At 55.3% G+C, this 21,192-nt stretch carries 20 protein-coding genes and 2 tRNA genes; 18 read left to right on the forward strand and 4 right to left on the reverse strand.

Annotation, left to right across the window (positions count from 1 at the left end):
• Window positions 1–202: 202 nt before the first annotated feature.
• The 14 genes from dnaN (at window position 203) to HMPREF2854_RS03310 (ending at window position 15,152) form a co-directional block, all read left to right on the forward strand.
• A complete protein-coding gene (gene dnaN, locus HMPREF2854_RS03250) occupies window positions 203–1,339 on the forward strand; it encodes a DNA polymerase III subunit beta (RefSeq protein WP_070618893.1) in 1,137 nt (378 codons plus the stop codon).
• A 90-nt stretch (window positions 1,340–1,429) separates the two neighbouring features.
• On the forward strand, window positions 1,430–2,713 hold the full coding sequence (gene recF / locus HMPREF2854_RS03255) for a DNA replication/repair protein RecF (protein WP_070618896.1): 1,284 nt from the start codon (window positions 1,430–1,432) through the stop codon (window positions 2,711–2,713).
• The gene (locus HMPREF2854_RS08885) at window positions 2,710–3,327 is read left to right on the forward strand and encodes a DciA family protein (RefSeq protein ID WP_070618899.1); all 618 of its coding nucleotides are present in this window, start codon (window positions 2,710–2,712) and stop codon (window positions 3,325–3,327) included. The genes recF and HMPREF2854_RS08885 overlap by 4 nt, the downstream gene beginning before the upstream one ends.
• A gap of 306 nt (window positions 3,328–3,633) precedes the next feature.
• Window positions 3,634–5,664 (forward strand): DNA topoisomerase (ATP-hydrolyzing) subunit B, encoded by a 2,031-nt coding sequence (gyrB, locus tag HMPREF2854_RS03265; protein WP_070618902.1) that lies wholly within the window; start codon window positions 3,634–3,636, stop codon window positions 5,662–5,664.
• 48 nt (window positions 5,665–5,712) lie between these two features.
• Complete coding sequence (gene gyrA, locus HMPREF2854_RS03270) at window positions 5,713–8,349, forward strand: DNA gyrase subunit A (RefSeq protein ID WP_374048010.1); 2,637 nt, start codon at window positions 5,713–5,715, stop codon at window positions 8,347–8,349.
• Window positions 8,346–8,753: a DUF3566 domain-containing protein gene (locus HMPREF2854_RS03275; protein ID WP_070618905.1), complete on the forward strand. Its 408-nt coding sequence runs from the start codon at window positions 8,346–8,348 to the stop codon at window positions 8,751–8,753. Before gyrA ends, HMPREF2854_RS03275 begins: the two co-directional genes overlap by 4 nt.
• A 119-nt stretch (window positions 8,754–8,872) precedes the next feature.
• Window positions 8,873–8,946 (forward strand) — tRNA-Ile (locus HMPREF2854_RS03280).
• Window positions 8,947–8,978: 32 nt separating this feature from the next.
• Entirely contained in the window at window positions 8,979–9,125 is a 147-nt protein-coding gene (locus HMPREF2854_RS08720; RefSeq protein WP_158237813.1) for a hypothetical protein, read from the forward strand.
• A 13-nt stretch (window positions 9,126–9,138) separates the two neighbouring features.
• Window positions 9,139–9,211: transfer RNA gene (locus HMPREF2854_RS03285), tRNA-Ala, on the forward strand.
• A gap of 292 nt (window positions 9,212–9,503) precedes the next feature.
• On the forward strand, window positions 9,504–10,556 hold the full coding sequence (locus HMPREF2854_RS03290) for an ABC transporter substrate-binding protein (protein WP_148130882.1): 1,053 nt from the start codon (window positions 9,504–9,506) through the stop codon (window positions 10,554–10,556).
• Between the two features lie 82 nt (window positions 10,557–10,638).
• Complete coding sequence (locus HMPREF2854_RS03295; RefSeq protein WP_070618908.1) at window positions 10,639–12,327, forward strand: ABC transporter permease; 1,689 nt, start codon at window positions 10,639–10,641, stop codon at window positions 12,325–12,327.
• The gene (locus tag HMPREF2854_RS03300) at window positions 12,324–13,457 is read left to right on the forward strand and encodes an ABC transporter ATP-binding protein (RefSeq protein ID WP_070618911.1); all 1,134 of its coding nucleotides are present in this window, start codon (window positions 12,324–12,326) and stop codon (window positions 13,455–13,457) included. Before HMPREF2854_RS03295 ends, HMPREF2854_RS03300 begins: the two co-directional genes overlap by 4 nt.
• Window positions 13,458–13,469: 12 nt before the next feature.
• Window positions 13,470–14,096: a 2'-5' RNA ligase family protein gene (locus HMPREF2854_RS03305; protein ID WP_070618914.1), complete on the forward strand. Its 627-nt coding sequence runs from the start codon at window positions 13,470–13,472 to the stop codon at window positions 14,094–14,096.
• Window positions 14,097–14,141: 45 nt separating this feature from the next.
• Window positions 14,142–15,152 (forward strand): LacI family DNA-binding transcriptional regulator, encoded by a 1,011-nt coding sequence (locus tag HMPREF2854_RS03310; RefSeq protein ID WP_070618917.1) that lies wholly within the window; start codon window positions 14,142–14,144, stop codon window positions 15,150–15,152.
• 71 nt (window positions 15,153–15,223) lie between these two features.
• Here HMPREF2854_RS03310 and HMPREF2854_RS03315 read toward each other — a convergent pair whose 3' ends face one another.
• The 3 genes from HMPREF2854_RS03315 to HMPREF2854_RS03325 form a co-directional block, all read right to left on the reverse strand.
• Window positions 15,224–16,396 (reverse strand): glycoside hydrolase family 97 C-terminal domain-containing protein, encoded by a 1,173-nt coding sequence (locus tag HMPREF2854_RS03315; protein WP_315940687.1) that lies wholly within the window; start codon window positions 16,394–16,396, stop codon window positions 15,224–15,226.
• 422 nt (window positions 16,397–16,818) lie between these two features.
• On the reverse strand, window positions 16,819–17,505 hold the full coding sequence (locus HMPREF2854_RS03320) for a rhomboid family intramembrane serine protease (RefSeq protein WP_261666643.1): 687 nt from the start codon (window positions 17,503–17,505) through the stop codon (window positions 16,819–16,821).
• A gap of 182 nt (window positions 17,506–17,687) precedes the next feature.
• Window positions 17,688–18,209: a peptidylprolyl isomerase gene (locus HMPREF2854_RS03325; protein WP_070618925.1), complete on the reverse strand. Its 522-nt coding sequence runs from the start codon at window positions 18,207–18,209 to the stop codon at window positions 17,688–17,690.
• 153 nt (window positions 18,210–18,362) lie between these two features.
• Here HMPREF2854_RS03325 and HMPREF2854_RS03330 point away from each other — a divergent pair, with 153 nt between their 5' ends.
• Window positions 18,363–18,926 (forward strand): hypothetical protein, encoded by a 564-nt coding sequence (locus tag HMPREF2854_RS03330; protein ID WP_083309353.1) that lies wholly within the window; start codon window positions 18,363–18,365, stop codon window positions 18,924–18,926.
• A 167-nt stretch (window positions 18,927–19,093) separates the two neighbouring features.
• On the opposite strand, the gene HMPREF2854_RS03335 is transcribed toward HMPREF2854_RS03330, so the two are convergent.
• Window positions 19,094–19,360: a cell division protein CrgA gene (locus HMPREF2854_RS03335; protein ID WP_070618932.1), complete on the reverse strand. Its 267-nt coding sequence runs from the start codon at window positions 19,358–19,360 to the stop codon at window positions 19,094–19,096.
• A gap of 115 nt (window positions 19,361–19,475) precedes the next feature.
• On the opposite strand from HMPREF2854_RS03335, the gene HMPREF2854_RS03340 reads away from it, so the two are divergent.
• The 3 genes from HMPREF2854_RS03340 to HMPREF2854_RS03350 are packed head-to-tail and all read left to right on the forward strand — an operon-like array spanning window position 19,476 to window position 21,191.
• The gene (locus HMPREF2854_RS03340; protein WP_070618935.1) at window positions 19,476–20,252 is read left to right on the forward strand and encodes a DUF881 domain-containing protein; all 777 of its coding nucleotides are present in this window, start codon (window positions 19,476–19,478) and stop codon (window positions 20,250–20,252) included.
• Window positions 20,242–21,009, forward strand: coding sequence for a class E sortase (locus tag HMPREF2854_RS03345; RefSeq protein ID WP_070618939.1), 768 nt, complete (start codon window positions 20,242–20,244; stop codon window positions 21,007–21,009). Before HMPREF2854_RS03340 ends, HMPREF2854_RS03345 begins: the two co-directional genes overlap by 11 nt.
• A complete protein-coding gene (locus HMPREF2854_RS03350) occupies window positions 21,009–21,191 on the forward strand; it encodes a hypothetical protein (protein WP_070618942.1) in 183 nt (60 codons plus the stop codon). Before HMPREF2854_RS03345 ends, HMPREF2854_RS03350 begins: the two co-directional genes overlap by 1 nt.
• Window position 21,192 lies beyond the last annotated feature (1 nt).

A 21,192-nucleotide genomic window follows, 5' to 3' on the forward strand; every position in this document is an offset into this window, starting at 1 on the left:
CAGTTTGCACACCGCCTATGACTACTACTGGAATTACAAATTATTATTTCTATGTCCGCACAGAAAAGAAAAATCTGTGGATTGCAGGTTCGCGGCGTGGCACCTTGCATCAGCGCTGGAGTGTGATCCAGCAACGTGCCTAATTGGATAAAATAACGTAAAGTGAAACAGCTAGTACTAATGATTGAAAGTGAGGCGGACTGTGAAGTTCACCGTTGAGCGCGACGTGCTATCTGAAGCCGTTAATTGGACTGCACGTACAGTTCCCACGCGTCCTTCCGTGCCTATTCTCGCCGGTGTTCGCATGGAAGCAGCCGATGGAGTTCTTACGCTTTCATCATTTGACTATGAAATTTCAACGCGTTCAGAAATTCCAGCAACCGTTGATGTTGCAGGAGAAGCCCTAGTTTCTGGTCGCCTGCTTGCATCGATCGCTAAGTCATTGCCCAATCAACCGGTTCAGTTCACGCTTGAAGGCCCGAAAATGAGCCTGGATTGCGGCACCTCTCATTTCACCTTGGCCACGATGTCGGTTGATGAATATCCCCCATTGCCAGTGATGCCCGAGGTACGCGGAACTATTGATGCCCAGGTTTTTGCGCAAGCCATCGCTCAAGTTTCAGTTGCAGCATCCTCTGATGACACCATTCCACTTTTAACTGGCGTGCGAATGGAAATTGAGGATGACACGATTACGCTTTTGGGCACAGACCGCTACCGTCTAGCCATGCGTGAGTTTAAGTGGGAGCCGGCTCAGCCCGGTATTTCCACAGCTCTCTTGGTGAAGGCGCGGGTGCTTGGTGATGTCGCAAAGTCGATGACTTCAGGGGGAAGTGTTGAACTAGCCTTCGACACTGAAGCAGCGGGCGCAGCGAACTCTCTAATCGGTTTTGTATCTGGCTCCAAGCGCACCACGTCAACTCTCATGGATGGAGACTACCCGCCGGTACGTCGTCTATTCCCCGATGATGCGCAGATTCAGGCAGTGGTCGATCGCCACGAGCTTGTAGAGGCAGTCAAGCGCGTATCTTTGGTAGCAGAGCAACGTACTTCTGTTCGTCTCGGTTTTGAAGACGGGCAAGTGAATCTAGAAGCGGGTACCGACGACAACGCACAGGCCTCTGAAGTAGTAGCCGCGACCGTCGAAGGCGGTAGCTTGACTACTGCGTTTAACCCGAGATTCCTTGAAGGTGGACTTGGCGTAATTGACACAAGCCACGTCCGTTTCTCTTTCACCGATGCCGCTAAACCTGCAGTAATTACCGGACAAAAAGATGAGTCTGGTGATCAAGACGATTCCTTCAAGTACCTCATTATGCCTATCCGTTTTGGAATCTGATTTCACTAGCGGTGCCGCGGTATATTCGCACGTAGATGAACGCACTGATTGCTAAGGAAAAAATCAAAGATTAGCTAGTGAGGAGAAGATATGTATATCTCGCATCTAGCTCTTGATGACTTTCGGTCCTACAAACACGCAGTTGTTGAGTTTGCACCGGGCACCACAGTTCTACTAGGCCGCAATGGACAGGGCAAAACTAATCTCGTAGAAGCTATTGCATACCTTGCAAATCTTTCTTCACACCGCGTGGCAGCGGACACTGCTCTCGTGCGATTTGCTAAATCAGATGAGCAATCCCCAGCCGGCGCAGTAGTACGCGCGAAGGTAAGAACCGGAGGCAGAGACCGCGTAGTCGAGCTGGAAATTATTCGCGGACGCGCAAACCGAGCCAAGCTTAATCGTGCGCCAGTACGTCCAACTGAGTTAATGGGAGTTGTCAAAGTTGTCATATTTGCTCCCGAAGACCTCGACCTAGTCAAGGGTGATCCAAGTGGTCGACGCAAGTTTCTTGATGAAATAGCAACACAAATGTGGCCTGCTGCCAGAGCTGTAAAAAACGATTTTGATCGGGTGGCAAAACAGCGTGCGGCTCTGTTAAAACGGTTGGGAAAAGATCGTAGAGCGGGTAGGCACGTAGACTATTCGGGTATAGAGATCTGGAATGAGCAGTACATTCCGCTGGCCCGGCAGGTACTTGCATATCGTTTGAAGACTGTTCAAGCTTTAAATCAACCCGTTACTCTTGCTCATGACATCGTTTCTGAGGAGGCTCGCAAGCTAACTCTAAGGTACGAGCACTCGTTAAACGAGGTTGACCAGGTTGATAATGGAGATATATTTTCGCAAGTTCTCGAAGAGCCCGAGGCATACGAGGAACGACTTCGACTCGCGCTAAGTCAGGCGGTTGACCAAGAGATTGCACGGGGCGTGAATTTAATCGGACCTCATCGGGATGAACTTGGAATGACTCTCGATGAGATGCCGGTCAAAGGTTTTGCCTCCCACGGCGAATCCTGGTCGGTTGCACTAGCCCTGAGACTAGGCGCATTTGAGGCTCTTACTGGCGAAGCAGAAACTGGTGAGGAACTGGATCCTCCTATCTTGATTTTGGATGATGTGTTTTCCGAGCTCGACGGTAAACGACGAGAGGCCGTATTGGGAGCCATAGAGCGGGCGCAACAGGTATTCATAACCGCAGCGGTTGGAACGGATTTGCCTGCAGAACTTGACGCGACGGTAATGACGGTTCACCTTGACCGGCAGGAGGGCTCGATTGTCGAAGAGTCCCTAGCAGCAGATATTTACGAGAAGTCAACTACGCCAATTGATGATGCACATTCCACAGGCTCTGATAGAGCGAGTGCTCTATGACATCAAAGAATGAATTTCAAGTCAGGGCGGCTAGCTATGCCCAGGAGGCCGTGCGCCGGCAAAAGCAACTTGCACAAGATTCTGGCTACTATCCCGAGACGGCTACCAAGGCCCGATTGCTGAGCGAGCGCAGCGGTAAATCACGCGCTAGCTCATTTCGTAGCAAAGGCGGCCGATCTGGGAGCAGGGGTCACGGCTACGAGCACGAGGGTTCGAAGGAAGGGCTCGCCACATCCAAATTGGGTACCGGTCCGTCAAAATATGATCCGCAGCCGGTGGACAATGTAATTGGCAATTTGGTCAACAGACTTGGCTGGTCTTCAGTATTAAACATTGCCACGATCGCAGCTAGGTGGCCGAGTATTGTAGGTCCTTCAGTTGCGCAGCACTGCAAGGTGGAGACGTTTGAAGACAACGTCCTTGTGGTTAAGACCTCATCAACCGCTTGGGCGAATCAAATGAAGCTTTTGCTCCCTACGTTAGAGAAGCAGATTGCACAGGCTTTTGGAGAGAATGCGGTAAAGCGGGTCATTATAAGAGGACCTCAGGCACCGTCGTGGAGAAAGGGCCGCTTACACGTTCCTGGTCGCGGTCCGCGTGACACATACGGGTGAGAGATTCACTAAGGAAGGCACATTAAACTCGCCTGTAAAAGTTATGCACAGGTTTTCCCACCATTGTGAATGACTTTTAACCGTCATTTTTGGGGTTTTTGAATTACAAGGTTGACTGACCTACAGCGCGTTGCTCGAATCTGTGGATATGACAAAAAGTGGTAAGATTATAAAGGTTTTTAAGTGTAAATCTGCGTGTTTATGCGGTTTTTGACAGTCATCTTTCCGTGACTTGAAATCCCGCATCTGATTGATCTTTCGGGTTTAGCCCGGGCGCAGTTTGCTTCCCGCTAGAAAGGGGCTAGTTTGGCTGACCTAGAAGCCCGCCAGGCACAGCAAAATGGTGGTTACGACGCATCGAACATTACCGTTTTGGAAGGTCTAGAAGCTGTTCGCAAACGACCGGGTATGTACATCGGTTCAACGGGCGAGCGAGGTCTTCACCACCTGGTGTACGAAGTCGTTGATAACGCAGTTGATGAGGCGCTGGCCGGATACTGTGACCATATTGAAGTTACGATCCGCGAGGACGGCGGAGTCACGGTTCAAGATAATGGCCGCGGCATTCCTGTGGACATGCATCCCACGGAAGGTCGCCCAACCGTCGAGGTGGTAATGACCATCTTGCACGCGGGCGGAAAGTTCGGAGGCGGTGGATACGCTGTGTCCGGTGGTTTGCACGGCGTGGGTATTTCGGTGGTCAACGCGCTTTCGTCTCGCGTGGAAACAGAGGTGCGCCGTCAGGGTTACGTGTGGAGGCAGACGTTCGGTAACGGCGGTCACCCCCTCACTGATCTTGTGCGTGGGGAAGAGACCGACGAAACCGGCACGTCTCAAACTTTCTACCCGGATCCTTCAATTTTTGATTCGGTTGAGTTCTCGTTCGAGGTTTTGCGTAGCCGCTTCCAGCAGATGGCTTTCTTGAACAAGGGTCTGCGGATCACCCTCACGGATGAACGTCCAGGTGTGATTGACGAGGGTGACGAGATCACCGGGGACGACCTCGGATCTAATGACGATCCAATTTCCGGTTTCCGCCAGGTTACTTACATGTACGAGGGCGGCCTGCGTGACTACGTCAACTTCATTAACAAAACGAAGAAGGCTGAAGTCATCAACAGCGAAATCATTGACTTTGAAAATGAGAACGCTGAAGGCTCCATGTCTATCGAAATCGCGATGCAGTGGACCCGCGCCTACTCCGAAACGATCCACACATACGCGAACACGATCAATACCACCGAGGGTGGTATGCACGAGGAGGGTTTCCGTTCCGCGCTGACTTCTATTGTCAACAAGTACGGGCGCGAGAAGGGAATCCTTAAGGATAAGCAGGACAACCTCACCGGTGATGATATTCGTGAAGGCCTAACCGCTGTTGTGTCGGTAAAGCTCACCGAGCCTCAGTTCGAAGGTCAGACCAAGACCAAGCTCGGTAACGCCGAGGCCCGAACTTTCACGCAGCAGCAGGTGTACACGCAGCTCGGTGACTGGTTTGATGCGCATCCGACTGATGCGAAAGCAATCATCCTCAAGGCTCTAGCTGCTCAGGAGGCGCGCTTAGCTGCTCGCAAGGCAAGGGAAGCAACCCGGCGAAAGAGTGTTCTGGAATCCGCATCGATGCCAGGTAAGCTTCGCGATTGCTCGTCGCGCAACCCGGAAGATTGCGAAATTTTCATTGTGGAGGGTGACTCGGCTGGCGGTTCAGCCGTTATGGGCAGGGACCCTGAGCACCAGGCCATCCTGCCTCTGCGCGGTAAGATTTTGAACGTTGAAAAGGCACGCGTTGATCGTGCACTAGACAGCAACGAAATCCGCGACCTCATCTCCGCACTCGGCACGGGTATTGGAGAGGAATTTGATATCTCCAAGATTCGCTACGGCAAGATCGTATTGATGGCCGATGCTGACGTTGATGGCCAACACATCACCACTTTGCTCCTTACCTTGCTGTTCCGCTACATGCGTCCGTTGGTGGAAGAGGGCCACGTGTACCTGGCGCAGCCGCCTCTCTACCGGCTCAAGTGGACCAATGCGCCACACGAGTACGTTTACTCCGATAGGGAGCGCGATGAACAGCTCGCGGCAGGTAAGAATGCGGGATACAGACTTCCAAAGACCGGTGGCGTGCAACGCTACAAGGGTCTTGGCGAGATGAACCACGACGAGCTTTGGGACACAACGATGGATCCTTCAAGGCGACTACTAAAGAAAATAGATGTTGCCGAGGCGGCATCAGCTGACGAAGTGTTCTCCGTTCTGATGGGGGACGACGTGGAATCTAGGCGTTCGTTTATTCAGCGCAACGCACAGGACGTGCGCTTCCTAGACTTCTAGTCAACCTGGTCAAATTCGGATCTAAAGCTTATAAGGAACGGAAATAACGTGAGTGACGAAAATCAGACTCCTGATGAGGTAGCCGCAACCGAACAAACCGGTGCCGTGGTGGCTCAGAAGATTAGCCACGTTGACATTGAAGTTGAGATGCAACGCTCCTATCTCGACTACGCAATGTCGGTAATTGTGGGACGCGCACTGCCTGAGGTTCGTGACGGTCTAAAGCCGGTACACCGACGGATTCTTTACGCAATGTATGACGGCGGCTACAGGCCAGACGCGGGTTTTTACAAGTCGATGCGTGTAGTTGGAGACGTGCTATCCCACTACCACCCGCACGGTGATGCTTCGGTTTACGATGCGCTCGCTCGCCTCGTGCAGCCTTGGTCCATGCGCTACCCCCTGGTGGCTGGCCAGGGTAACTTTGGCTCGCCAGGAAACCTAGGCCCCGCTGCTCCGCGTTATACGGAGTGTCGCATGCATCCCATGGCTATGGAGATGGTTCGCGATATTGACGAGAAGACAGTTGACTTTGTTGACAACTATGACGGGCGTAACCAAGAACCAACGGTATTGCCGGCACGGTTCCCGAATCTCCTGGTGAACGGGTCTGAGGGTATTGCAGTTGGTATGGCCACTCGTATCCCGCCGCATAACCTGCGTGAGGTTGCTCAGGGCGTGCAGTGGCACCTGGATCATCCGGAGGCAAGCCGCGAAGAGCTTCTAGAAGCACTCCTCGGCATCATCAAGGGCCCTGATTTTCCGACGGGCGCAACGATTCTTGGTAAATCCGGCATTGAGCAGGTCTACCGCACCGGGCGCGGACCGATTGTGCAGCGCGCAGACGTTACAGTTGAAGAAATCAAGGGACGCACCTGCCTGGTGGTCACCTCATTGCCATATCAGGTCAACCCAGACAACCTCGCATCCAAGATTGCGCAGCTCGCAAAGGATGGAGTAATTCAGGGCATTGCGGATATCCGCGATGAGACTTCGGGTCGATCCGGTATGCGTCTTGTGCTTGTTCTGAAGCGTGACGCGGTTGCCAAGGTTGTGTTGAACAACCTTTACAAGCGTACGCAGTTGCAAGATTCGTTCCCTGCGAACATGCTTGCCCTCGTCGACGGTGTTCCCCGTACGCTTTCCATTGACGGCTTCATCTACTACTGGACCAAGCACCAGATTGACGTTATTGTGCGGCGCACCAAGTTCCGCCTAGAGAAAGCACGCGAACGCCTACATATATTGAACGGCTACCTTAAGGCACTTGACGCACTTGACGAAGTGATCGCATTGATCCGGCGCTCACCAACCGTGAACGATGCGCGTACAGGCCTTATGGAATTCCTCGAGATCGACGAGATCCAAGCAGACGCAATTCTCGCTATGCAGCTTCGGCGCCTAGCCGCACTCGAGCGCCAGAAGATTATGGATGAGCACGCAGAGCTTTCTGCTCGCGTAGCGGATCTTGAAGACGTTCTTGTAAAGCCGGAGCGTCAGCGGCAGATCGTTTCAGAGGAGCTTGCGGAAATCGTCGAGAAGTACGGTGATGATAGGCGCACGCGTATCGTTCCGTTCTCGGGCGAAATGTCCACGGAAGACCTCATCCCCGAGGAAGATGTGGTTGTCACAATTACCCGTGACGGTTTCACAAAGCGCACTCGCGTGGATTCCTACAAGAGTCAACACCGTGGCGGTAAGGGAATCCGGGGCGCGAAGCTACGTCAAGATGACGTTGTGCAGCACTTCTTCGTCACTACGACCCACCACTGGCTGCTGTTCTTCACAAATCTTGGCCGCGTTTACCGCGTCAAGGCGTACGAGATCCCTGAGGGTGGCCGCGATTCGCGCGGACAGCACGTTGCGAACCTCCTGGCATTCCAACCGGATGAGGAGATCAGCGACGTCCTCGCTATCAAGGACTACGATCAGGCCGATTACCTGGTTCTTGCAACCAAGTCGGGCCTGGTCAAGAAGACCGCCCTTCAGGATTACAACTCGCCGCGAAGTGGTGGCCTGATTGCAATCAACCTTCGGGACGTTAATGGCGAGCCAGACGCGGTGGTATCGGCAAAGCTTGTGAATGCTGACCAGCACCTCATTCTCATTTCTAAGATGGGGCAGGCTTTGCGCTTCGAAGCTAGTGACGAATCTGTGCGTCCGATGGGCCGCGCAACGTCAGGTGTGCGCGGCATGAAGTTCCGCGACGGGGACTACTTGCTATCCCTCGACGTTGTACATGAGGGGCGTGACCTCCTTGTCATCACAGAGGGCGGATTCGCCAAGCGTTCCGCTATCGACACTTACCCAACGCGCGGCCGCGGCGGCCTTGGCGTCAAGGTAGCGAACCTCGTGGATGAGCGCGGCGACCTCGTAGCTGGCCTTGAAGTCACCGAAGAGGATGAAGTGCTTGTCATCATGGAGAGCGGCAACATCGTGCGGAGCGCGGTAAGCGAAGTTCCGCGCACCGGTCGTAACACACAGGGCGTGACCTTCGCGCGCCCCTCGAAGGATGACCGTATTATCGCAATCACTAAAAACTTGGAATCACAGTTGGATGACGATTCCGAGGCAGTAGACTCAGGTGATGAGGCCACAGCAACCACGGAAGCGCAAAATGCAACTGAGGTTGCCGAAGGAGTCGAACCCGATTCCGCGGCGCGAAATGAGGAAGGTGACGAATGAGCGACACCTCGCGATCTGACGTTCAGCAAGGTTGGGAGCAGGACACCCCGCATCAGGTAATGCTGGCAGTTGCCCGAGTTGATCCATGGACCGTCATGAAGGTCAGCTTCATGCTTTCTGTGGCATTTGCAATCGCAACGGTTATTGCGTCTTTCGTGATCTGGCTGATGCTCGACGGCATGCACGTATTTGCCGACATCGAACATTTCCTGGTCAGTATTGGTGCCGAATCGTTCGTCAAGCTGCTTGACTACGCTCGCCTGCCGCAGGTGATGTCCATGGCAACTCTTGTGGGTGTGGTAAACATCGTGATTCTCACGGCGCTATCCACGCTGGGTGCGCTCATTTATAATCTCGTCGCTGCACTTGTGGGCGGCGTGCGAGTCACCCTCATGGACGAATAACCAACCTGCGAAACGAAAGTGCTGGTCATTCTAAATCCTTCTAATGTAAGGATTGTCACTGATGGCAGTTTGGAATTGTCCAACTGCGTTGGGTAATCTTATTTGGTGCGAGAGCGCAAGGGCCTATAGCTCAGTCGGTTAGAGCGCTTCCCTGATAAGGAAGAGGTCGCTGGTTCGAGTCCAGCTAGGCCCACAGGCGTTTGAAGCACAGTAACGGAGGCTCGTATGATTCGCGAAGGACTACGAAATCTAGTTATTGGTGGGATCGTTGGTACAGTAGGTCTTGTGACTTACCAGATCACCCGCGATCTTTCAGACGATAAGAATCTGTGGCAGCCCATCCAGGCTGAGCCATCTAACGCGATGGACTAACAGATTCCCAATAGGGGCTATGGCGCAATTGGTAGCGCACCTGCTTTGCAAGCAGGGGGTTAGGGGTTCGAGTCCCCTTAGCTCCACTATCCTGAGGATCTCAGTGATTGTGGCGCTTTTCTTTTATTGTCGCAATGTGCGTGTGAATACGCGCGTGAATATACGTGTCCTGAATGAATCCAGAGTTCTTCGGAAAAGGGCATCAGAAAATCTGCTTCCCGTATGAAAACGTATGCAGATTACGATTTGGTAAAGCTTTGGGGGACAAGTCCCTATTTCTTGACGAGATTGCCGCAAATGCTCTACTATCTCCGGTGTGGAAACGTATCCACAACTCCGAACTGTGCATAGACAACATATATTGCAACGGAAGGCTCAATGATGCGCGCACGCTACACTGCTCTCCCCGCCGCACTCCTGGCACTCTCTCTCGCCGCCTGCTCTGCCCCCGAAGGCCAGAGCACCCAGGGAGGCTCCGCCTCGGCAGATACCCTGAACATTGCCTGCTCCCAGCAGGAAGATTTCTGCCAGGCGATCGTCGCCGCCTACACCAGGGAAACCGGTCAGAAGGCCACCTACGTTCGCCTGGGTGCCGGCGAAGTCCTCGCCCGCCTCGAAACCAACCCCGGTGAATTCGACGTCTGGTCCGGCGGCCAGGCCGAAAACCACCTCGTCGCCAACGACAAGGGCAAGATCGAAAAGTACGTCTCGAAGAACGCCTCCGCACTGCCCTCGCAGTACAACAACGCCGAAGGCATCTGGTCCGGCTTCTACACCGACTCCATTGCGTTCTGCTCCAACAAGAAGGAACTCGAACGCATCGGCGCACAGGCTCCCACTTCCTGGCAGGACCTGCTCAAGCCCGAATTCAAGGGGCGCATTGCCATGCCGCACCCTGCCACCGCAGGCGTTGGCTACATGGCCATGTACACCGTCGCCACCCTGAACAACGGCGACCAGGAGAAGACCATTTCCTACTTCAAGGAACTGGTTCCCAGCATCATGCAGTTCTCCAAGTCCGCAGCAACCGGTACCGAACAGGCCGGACGCGGTGAGGTGGCCGTTGCCATCGCCCTCGACTCCGACTGCGAAAAGGCCAACAAGGCCGGATATTCCGACCTGGTCACCACCTACCCCTCGGAAGGCACCGGCTACGAAGTGGGCGCAGTCTCCGTCCTCGCGGGTGCACGCAACCCCGAAGGCGCCAAGGCCTACATGGACTGGTTGCTGACCACCAAGGCTCAGGATCTCTACGCGGACGTCCCCTCCTTCGCAGCACCCACCCTGCCTGACGCCAAGGTCGGTCCGAACGTCCCCAAGCAGGACGTCGTGAAGCACGTGGACTGGGATGTACGCAAGGCAGCTGACTCTCGCGCCAACTACATCGGCATCTTCGAAAGCCAGATCGCCGGAGCAAGCTCCGCCAAGTGAGATCACGGGGTGCGCGAGAACCCACTGAGGAACCCGCGCACCCCGTGTGCGTCTCTCCTGCCGTTTTCATTGGAGACAAGCTATGAGCATTCCACAGCTGCGTAAAGGTCGGCAGCTCGACATCCCCGTCGCCCTCATCACCACGGTGACCGTTATCGGGCTGATTCTCCTCCTGGGAATCCCCGTTGCCAAACTCATCGGTATCGGCGTGTCCGAACGCGGGCTGGCAGCTATCACCCAATCCTTCGGCGCCAACGTCGACACCCTGGTGAACACCCTGGTGCTGGGACTGTGCGTCGGAATTGTCGGAACCTTCATCGGATTCGTCACCGCATTCGCCCAAGTGTTCCTCACCTTCCCCGGGAAGAAGCTCCTGCACTGGGTGACCCTCCTGCCCACGATTTCCCCGCCCTTTGCGACGGCCACCGCCATCATCACCCTGTTCGGTAAGCGCGGCATCATCACCTACGGAATCTTTGGCATCGAGAACAACATCTACGGCCTGGTGGGTCTGGTCATGGTGCTCTCCCTGACCTTCGCGCCCGTGGCCTACCTTAATATCCGCGGCATGATGGAAAACTTCGACAACTCCCTGTTCGAAGCATCCGCCACCCTCGGAGCGCAGCCGCTGAGTACCCTGGTGAAAGTCACCATCCCCATGGTGGTTCCCGCAATGCTGGCCTCCTTCCTTGTGCTTTTCGTTGAAGGCATCGCTGACCTGGCAAACCCCCTGGTACTGGGCGGTGACTTCCGAGTCCTGGCCAGTCAGATTTACTTTGCCGTCGCAGGAAGCGGTGACATCGCAAGTGCCGCAGGAATTGCCCTGGTGCTGCTCCTGCCCGCACTCACGGTGTTCGCCGTTCAGAAATACTGGTCGAACCGTAAGTCTGTGATCACCGTGACCGGTAAGCCCGTGGGCTCCCTCAAAGAGGTCACTGCGTCCAGCGTCAAGATCCCCATGCTCGTCCCCGTCTACGGGTGGATCGTCTTCGTCATCGTCGTCTACATGACGCTCTTCGTGGGAAGCTTCGTCAAGATCCTCGGCGTTGACAACACCTTCACGATGGAACACTTCTGGTACGTCCAGCGCCTGGGATCCTCCGCAATTGTCACAACGCTGTCGATGACCCTGGTCGCCGCTCCGATCGCAGCCGTCATGGCGCTGATTATTGCGTGGTTGGTCGTCCGCAAGTTCCCGAAGATCGGTAAAATCTTGGATTTCTGGGGCATGCTCGGTATAGCAATCCCCGGCACCGTCCTCGGTCTGGGATTCGCCCTGGCCTACTCCAACCCCACGTGGCTGTTCGGCAAACAGATTCTGCCCACTCTGGCAGGTGGCTTGGCCGTCGGAAGCGGCGCCATCGCCATCATCCTGGTCTACATTGCGCGCGCCATCCCCACCGGCCAGCAGGCCTGTATTTCCGCGCTCAAACAGATCAACCCGCAGGTGGAAGAAGCCGCGCGATCCCTGGGAGCCAGCCAGGTGTCCACCCTGGTGAAAGTGACACTTCCGCTGGTGCGTTCCGGCATCGTCACCGCCGTCACCTACGGCATCACGAAGTCCATGACCATGATCACCGCGATCATCTTCATTACGACGCCTCAAACCAAGGTGATGACCTCCCAGATCTTGGACGAGGTTGATGCCGGGCGTTTCGGCCACGCCTTCGCCTACTGCACCCTCCTCATCGGCCTCGTGCTCATCATCTTGATGATCGCCAACCTTCTTGTTAACCGACTGAATCGCTCCACCAGGACGGTAGTGAAATGACGACTGAACACCACACGCAGGCAGGCGCACTCCAGCTGCGCTCTGTCACCAAAATCTACGATGCCAAGCAGGGGCAGCACCGAGCTGTTGACAGCATCAACCTCGACATTGAGGCCGGAAAATTCGTGACCTTCCTGGGACCGTCCGGCTGTGGGAAGACCACGACCCTGCGTATGATCGCCGGATTTGAGGACGTTACGGAAGGCGAAATCACCCTGGACGGCCAGTCCCTGGTGTCTGTCCCGCCCGAAAAGCGCCCCATGTCGATGGTGTTCCAGTCCTACGCGCTCTTCCCACACCTGACGGTGAAAGACAACGTGGGATTCGGTCTGAACTACCAGAAGCTCCCCGCCGCAGAACGTGAGCAGCGGATCGCTGACGGTCTGGCGCTCATGGGGATCGAACAGTACGCTCACCGCTACCCGCATCAGCTGTCCGGAGGCCAGCAGCAGCGCGTTGCCCTGGCGCGAGCACTCGTCATGGAACCGAAGATCATCCTCTTCGACGAACCCCTCTCGAACCTGGATGCGCGCCTGCGTCTGCGCATGCGTAGCGAAATCCGTGCACTCCAACAGCGTCTGGGACTTACCGCGATCTTCGTGACCCACGACCAGTCCGAGGCTCTCACCATGTCCGACATGATCGTGGTGATGAGCGCGGGCACCATCGAGCAGGTCGGGGAGCCGCGTGAAGTCTACCATCGCCCGGTGAACCGCTTCGTGGCCTCCTTCATGGGAACTGCATCCTTCGTGGCCGGCACGGTCAGTGAGGTACGAGGCGACCGCTACCTGGTGGCCACCCCGCTGGGTGATCTGGACACCGCGGGAGTCCCCGGACTTGGTGTTGGCGATCACGTGGAGTTGGTCGTCCGAGCAGAAAACACCGCGGTCGGCTTGGATGCATCCGGGAACGAGCAGGCAGGGGAGGGCAGAGACGTGGTTCTGGAAGCCACAGTGCGCTCCGCAGCCTTCGACGGCTCGGTCAACACCTACGTCCTGGACACCGCGGCGGGCACCCTCGAAGGCCATTCTCACGGCATGAATGAACTTCATGCTGCCGGAGAGAAGGTCACCTGTGTGATCTCGCGCGAGTCCCTGTGGGTGATTCCCGCGGATTCCTCGGAGAAATAAAAGGTCGGAACCATGCGACGCTTTTTTGATCGTGAGGATACGCGGTGGCGCCGAGGAAATGGTGCGCTCCACTTCTACCTCGCGCCCCCCGAGGATTCCCCCCTGTGGGACTTGGTGCGCGAGGCGGAAAAACCCCTGTCAGCGCTCCCGCAGATCGGTATCCAACCGCCGGAGTGCATCCACGTGACGGTGCAACGCCTCGATCTGTATCGAGACGAGATCAGTGACGCCCAATGGGAGAAACTGCGCTCGCAGATGGATCGTCGCATGGCGCAGATCGACCCCTTCACGTTGACCTTCGCTCCGCCGGCCGTCCAGGAACGGGCAGTGGAAGTGATTTCCCCAGAGAACCCCTCATTTACGAGGCTGATCGACGCTGTGCGTGACAGCATCGTTGACGCGGGGCTGGGGCAGGCGCTCACGGATCCACCGTTTGGCCCCCATTTCAGCCTGGCCTATGCGGTTGCGGGGACGAGTAGCGAAGAGGATCGGGCGCTTGCTGATGCTCTTCACGCTCTGAAAACCGACAATTCGATGGAGTGCTCACAGATCGCTCTTGTCGAAGTCGATCAAGACCAAGAGGCCGGTATTTTTTCCTTCCGTCCTCTATATACTTGGACGGTCGGAACCCCGCGCTGACGTCGGGGAATACCCCACCACTCACTGAAAGGCGGATGTTCGAGGATGCCCAGAAAGAAACGAGCCAGCATCATTGATGTGGCTCAAGAAGCGGGAGTGTCGCAGGCGACTGCCAGCCGCGCACTTTCTGGGCATCCCGCCGTCAGTTCCCAAGCGCGCGTCGCTGTGCGCCAAGCTGCCGCCCGCCTCGGATATGTGCGAAACCTCGGTGCTGCTGGGATCGCCAGTTCCAGCACCACCACTGTCGGCCTTTTGGTGCGCAACGTTGGACACAGCTTCTATGGGAAAGTTGCAGAGGAACTCCAAGCGCACACCGACGAACTCGGGTTAGAACTGCTGATTACCGCTGGAGGTGACAGCAAAGAAGGCCAGATGCAGGCCATTAACAACCTCGTGGGACACGGGGTGGGCGTGGTTATCGTTGCTTCTGGTCGAGTATCTAATGAGGCCATGCAGTATGCGGCTTCCTTCGTCCCGCTCATTACTATCGGCTGTGGGGAAACCCGCCCTGAATTTGATTCCGTACGTATCGATCCCGCGTATGAAGCGATGCTGGCGCAAAAAGTTGTGGCCTATGGACACCGGAAAGTTGCTGTCACCGCCACCAGCCACCCCCTCGCGGCCACCCTGCATGCCCGTACCGCAACCTTCATTACCCAGCTGGTTGTCGACGGCGTCCAGCCACATATCGTGACGTCTCACAGCGACTACGGTGAGGATCTTTTCGACGGCATTGACCGGGCGATTGATGCCGGGTGTACTGCGGTCATTGCGGGAAGTGATCTGATTGCGGTGAAAATTTTGGAACACTTGGCGTCGCGAGGGATTGCCTGCCCGGAGCAGGTGTCGGTGACGGGCTTTGACGCGACCGGTCCGTATTCTTCACCGCTTTTGAACCTGACGACGGTTGCGCAACCGGTGCGTGAATTGGCGAGGCGGACCGTGCTGCTCGCGCAGGAACGCCTAGCCGGTTCCGAGGCGCGCAACGCCTCGATCCTGGTGCCCGGAGACTTCATCGAAGGAGGAACTCTGGGGCGCCTTCCTGAGGTCAAATAGGAATCTTTTCTCGTGAAAACGGACTGTGGGTGGAGGGGATCTATAGCTTTCTCCTCCACCCACAGACGTCGCTAGCGAACAATCACTCGATCAATATCAGGAGCCCATGGGGTGTTCCCTGAGATGGTCACAGTATTTGTACCGGAGTGGAGTTCGACTGGAATATCAACGGTTCGGACGATTTCCCATCCGCTGGGCTGCCCGTCATTTCCTTTCCCGGAACGTGGAGGTGCCACCACAATATTGCGGTCGTTGACGCGTAGCAGGAAAGAGCAAGGATCTTCAGAGAGGTATCCGACTGACAGTGTGTAAATTCCTGCCCGGTCTACCGAGATATTCGGAAAAGTGATTGCGCCGTTACTTCCCAGATTTCCTACTTTACGACCGCCTGAACAGCCGGGGCACGGGGAGATCGATGCCTGCCCGGACCTATGAGACAACTCGGCTTCAAATAACGTTCCCGTGTGATCTTCGCAGGGGAGAGGAGTGCGAGAAATATGAATGCTGATACCGCCATGACGAAGCATGCGCAGATCAAGTGAGTCCCGTGAGGTTACTCGCTGGGTGCTGATAGTGAGAGCTCGACCATCGTTTATATCGCTGAAGATCATTGCTGTGTATGTGGTGTTCTGATTTAGGAATGAGAGGGGAATCGAGAGGGAGCGAGCCTCGTCTGAGATTCCTCCGATGAACCACTCGTCAGCATTTCTTCGAGCGAAAACTGCGTAATCATCTGGGAAGCCAGCAAGAAGACGGCTTTCATCCCACACCGTTCGAAGTGCTCGTAGAAGGTGACGCCCAGGCCATGTTTCATAGGCTGCGGCTGAATCCGCTAAATGGAGCATGGCAGAGGAATAGAGAATGCTCAAGGCGAGCTGGTGTGCAACCGTTGTTTTGAGTGTGGAATTCGAGAAAATAACAGGTGTTGCATCCATTTTGCCGACAATGTTGCGAGTGAATGGAAAGGTTGCATCATGAGTGGCTGTGGGTGGGCGACCGTACTTGTATTGTTCGCTTCCAAGCACCGCTTCGCTGGTCACGATGTTCGGATATGTTCGGTTTTCTCCCCCAGGTTTGGTGCTCCCGTGGAAATTCACCACGAGCCGATGCTTGAGAGCGCTTTGAGCAATCCAGCCGTATAGCGTAAGAGTCTCGAGGCGATCAGATTGCATAAAATCAATCTTGAGTCCCGCTATTCCGCCTGAAGCCAGCGAGGACGAGGTGGTTGAGGAAATCTCTGGGATGCTTGCCCTCTACCCCGACGAGGAGGTTGAGCGCGCCTCACGCTGCCATGGCCACCAACAAAAGGTGATCGCGAGCCGGCACGAGTTCGACACGTGCCCCGTGAACTCCACAACCACCCGGCCGAATAGGCCGGGTTTTTTAATGCCCGAGGTTGTCCGCACGGTTGTCCATAACCGGAGCCGATTGTGGGGCGCGATTTGGGAAACATTGCGGCGCTATGCAGCATATTCGTTTAGATTCTCTAACAAACACCACTTATGCACAGGTATATCCACACCTGGGGAAACTTACACATATGTAGTTTCTACAATGTTGTTCCTTGGAATCTCAGGTAGTTTAAAGTACTCAAACAGTAATAGAACCCGACCTGTGGAAAACCAGCAGGTCGGGTTCGAAACAGTTGTGGAAATCTGTGTATAACTCAGCTGTAGAACTGAGCAAGCCCCCAGTAGATCCCGTAGTTCAGGGCTAACAGCGCTACAAAAATCCCAACAGATGCCAACACCGTGGCGGTGGTTTGGCTCTTTTCAGTCTTTCCAGGCCTCGGTCTTGCCAGGCGCACCAAAATCCATGCAACAAGCGCGCCCGTGATCAAACCACCTAGATGTCCTTGCCACGAAACTCCAGACACAACGAAGCCGTAAACAAGGTTCACGGCTAGCAAAACCACAATCGACGTTGTGTCTGAGCCAGAGGCCTTTTGGAGCACGAAAATAGCTGCAAACAAACCAAACAATGCGCCCGATGCGCCCACTGTCGCTCCCATTAGAGAAGTGGGATCAACAAACCCCCACGCCAGCACGAACAGTGATCCGCCCATTGCAGAAGCCGCGTACAGAACCAGGTAGCGCCCGGCCCCAAGGACCTGTTCCACGGGGTTACCAACGATGTAGAGCGTCAGCATGTTCAGCCCTAAGTGCAACAGTCCGCCGTGCACGAGGGCAACCGTGAGTAGGCGCCACGGTTCGTGCATTGACCAGGCGGGCACATACATTAACCAAACCTGGAGCGGCTTGTAAACCGTAGCAAGAAGCGAAACCGCGATGGTTATGCCAAGAATCCAAGTGGTGATGCTCTTACCCTGCAAGCGATATGCCGGCCGGCGCATGCGGGCACGAGTAGTGCTGTTCGCACACTCGGGGCAGATTGAACCTACCTCAGTGTGGATAGTGCAGTCCGAGCAGGTACCTCTTCCGCACCGTTTACATGTGGAAATGGCGGGGAGGTTAGGGTGACGAGGGCAGGCCACAGCGGGCTGTGACCTGCGTTCGCCGTAGCGTGGCTGGTCGCTCACTCTTCGATGTCAATCGTTTCGATTACAACGTCCTCAACCGGCCTGTCATTCATACCCGTTGGGACTGCGGCAATCGCGTCTACAACCGCCTTAGACTCGTCGTCAATAACCTTGCCGAAGATTGTGTGGTTACCCTGCAGCCAGGTGGTTGGAGCAACGGTGATGAAGAACTGCGAGCCGTTGGTGCCGCGACCCATACGCTTGCCTGCATTAGCCATTGCGAGTACGTACGGTTCGTTAAAGTTCAGCTCCGGATGGATTTCGTCGTCAAAGTTGTAACCGGGGCCACCAACGCCAATGCCAAGAGGGTCGCCGCCCTGGATCATGAATCCGGGAATAACGCGGTGGAAAACAACGCCGTCGTAAAGCGGTGCGTTGGTCTTTTCACTCGTTGCCGGGTGCGTCCACTCCCGCTTACCTTGCGCAAGTTCGGCAAAGTTCTTCACCGTAATCGGTGCGTGGTTGGGGAAAAGTTCGATGGCGATATCGCCCATATTTGTGTGAATTGTTGCTTTCATACTGCAATTGTCGCAGATTTGTTTGGATATGTCTTTATTGATCGCCCAAGATTAGCGGCCGGTTCATCCTGCAATGCGCGCGGTTTCAGTGCAAAATGGAAGGGATAGTGTTTCGCTAACGCGAAGCTGATTCTCAACGTAACGGAGGAAATGATGGGCAAGCTAGATACTAATAAGCTCCATCGTGAGGCCGATGCCGCAGCTGAGGCCGCGATGCGTCATGGCGAAGAGTTTGTAACGAAGGCGCAGAACCTGGCGCAAGAGGGCGCAGAATGGGTTGCTCCTCGCGCTCAGTACCTGTGGGATGAGACGGTTAAGGCAACCGCCCCGGTGCTAGAGGAAGCCGCGGATCGCGTCCGTCCCTACTTGGATGATGCTCAGGCTGTAGCCAGTGATTACGCCAAGCGCGGCGAGAAGGCTGCTCGTGCAGCGTCCGCGGCAGCAAAGAAGGACGGTACTATTGCCGAGCGCGTACAGCGCGCGGGTGAGGCCAGCCGCAAGGAGCTCACAAAGCCGAAGAAGTCTGTTGCCGGTACGGTAGCTAAGACGTTCGGGTGGGTACTGCTCGGCACCGCGGCAGCGGGCGTTGGCTACCTACTTTGGCGTCGTTCCCAGCCGATTGAGGATCCTTGGGCAGAAGAGTACTGGGCGGACCTCGACACCGATGTTGACATCGTGGAAACCCCGGCAGAATCTGCCGAGGAAACCGAAGAGTAAGCCAAACTTAGCTTCTTCTCTAAGGGAGGTTGAGGCCGCGAGCCTCGGCCTCCCTTCAAATTTCAAACCCCTTGGTAGCTACAGCTTTACATCGGTGACAGGCATGCTAGAAGCGGCCTAGAAACACAAAAATGGTGGGCATTACGCCCACCATTTTGCGTGAAACTTTAACGCCAGCGCAGTGTCATGAGGAATCCGGTCATCATGAAACCAAGGCCGATTGCGAGATTCCAGTTGCCAATGCCAGGAATTGGGAAGCGAGCCCCCGTCATGTACATGACGACCAGCCAGAGTAGGCCAATGATTAGCAAAGTTACGAACGTGGGAGCCCACCAAGACGGGGAGAGTGGGATGCCGTCAGTCCACGACTTGATTTCCAAATCATCCGTATGAGACGAGTTGGACGTCTTCTTGCGTTTTCTTGATTCAGGCACGCCTAATACCTTCCGACAGAGCCCTACCCGTACACTGGTTACATTGGATTGGGCAAATGATTAAAATCCTGTAATAGCGTACCAAAAGTAGCAGACATCGCGAAGAGGAGGGCTAGTGGAAAACGCGGATATGCACGGCGCTCACCGTGGCGCGCACAGTCGCGGAGCTAACCATAGCCGCAAAACTCCTTTTTCAGAGCGCCTGAAACACTTTTTTGGCCGTGGATTCGTGCTGTTCTTAGCTGGTTTGCTGTTTGCTGGTGCAATGACGTTGCGTCCTTCCGCTGGCTCGAGGTACGACTCAGATCTGTTGTCTCTGGTGGCCCGCAAAGAAGTTACCGTGAAAGAGCTATCGGCGGCCAACGAGGACATGTATAAGCAGATTGACCAGATGATCGCGGCTGTTCCAGATCAGCCGCAACTGCCCGTTTCAGAACGTACGCGTGTGGAGTTAGCCGGGCCAGGCGTCACGGTAACGTTAAATGACGCTCCGATACCGGAACCATTACCGGAGGGCGTTGTGGCGGACGACCTCGTAATTCACCAGCAGGACATAGAGGCCGTTTTTAATGCTCTGCTAAGTGGCGGTGCAGAGGCGCTCAGCGTGCAGGGCCGGTTTGTGCGCGCCGATTCGAAAGTTTCATGCGTGGGCAATGTAATCAACATCGACGGTAAGCTCTACTCGCCCCCCTACGAGATTGGGGCGATTGGCGATTCCGCCAAAATGCGCCGCGCGCTCTCGCAGGATCCACAGATCGCCATCCTGGGTGAGTACGTAGCTCGGTTCAACTTGGGTTACAGTGTTCGAGATGAATCAAACCTCAAAATTAGTGCCGTAAATCAACAGCCGGTATTCAACTTTGCGAAAGTGACGGCTAGCAATGACAACTAGCTCTTACCCCAGCAGGCGTGCAGTGGCGCGCAAGAAACCAAGCCTGTTTATTAGGTTCATTGGTGTTCTTGGCGAGCTCATGATCACGGCTTCGCTTGTGATTGGGTTATTTATCTTCTGGCAGCTGTACTGGACTTCCTGGGAGGTCGAGGCAGACCGGGAGCAGGCGATCAGTGACTTCGAAGCGAAACTTCCAAGAGTTTCTGTCGATAAGGTTCCTCCGGCTCACACGGAGGCTCCACCTGAGTTCACCCCGGTGGGTTATGGCGAAACCATGGGCATTTTGCACATACCCGTTTGGGACAACATGAAAGTTCCGGTGGTGCACGGAACGGCACAGTACCTGCTGGATCAGGCGCTGGGCGGACACTATGAGTTCACGCAATGGCCGGGCGAGGTTGGCAACTTCGCGGTCGCTGCTCACAGACGATCGTACGGTAACAACTTCCGTTACGTAGATACGCTCGAAGAGGGCACACCGGTAGTTATGGAGACCTCGAACGCATTCTTAGTTTACAAGGTGGTGCAAAAAGAGATCGTGCTTCCCGAGCAGACAGAGGTTATTAACCCGGTTCCTGATCAGCCGATTGGCACCACTCCCACCAAGCGAATGCTAACGATGACCACGTGTAGTACTGAGACTGGAGGCCAGTTTGGTAACAGTCACCGCTACATCGTTCACCTGGAGTTCCAACACTGGTATGAGCGCGATGAGGGCATGCCACCCGAACTAAAGTCTGAGAAGGAGGGCGCATAATGTATGCCGCTATCTTCCGCCTGCTGCCGGGCCCGAAGTGGTTAAAGGTTGTCTGGTCGATCCTGCTGATTGTTCTAGTGGCCTGGCTACTTCTTGAGTTTGCCTTCCCCTGGGTCCAAGACACGTTTAACGTGGTTGACAATACGGTGGATGTGCCGGATGTGACAACAACAAGTACGTAAT

The organism is Actinomyces sp. HMSC075B09 (assembly GCF_001812395.1).
GTDB lineage: Bacteria > Actinomycetota > Actinomycetes > Actinomycetales > Actinomycetaceae > Gleimia > Gleimia europaea.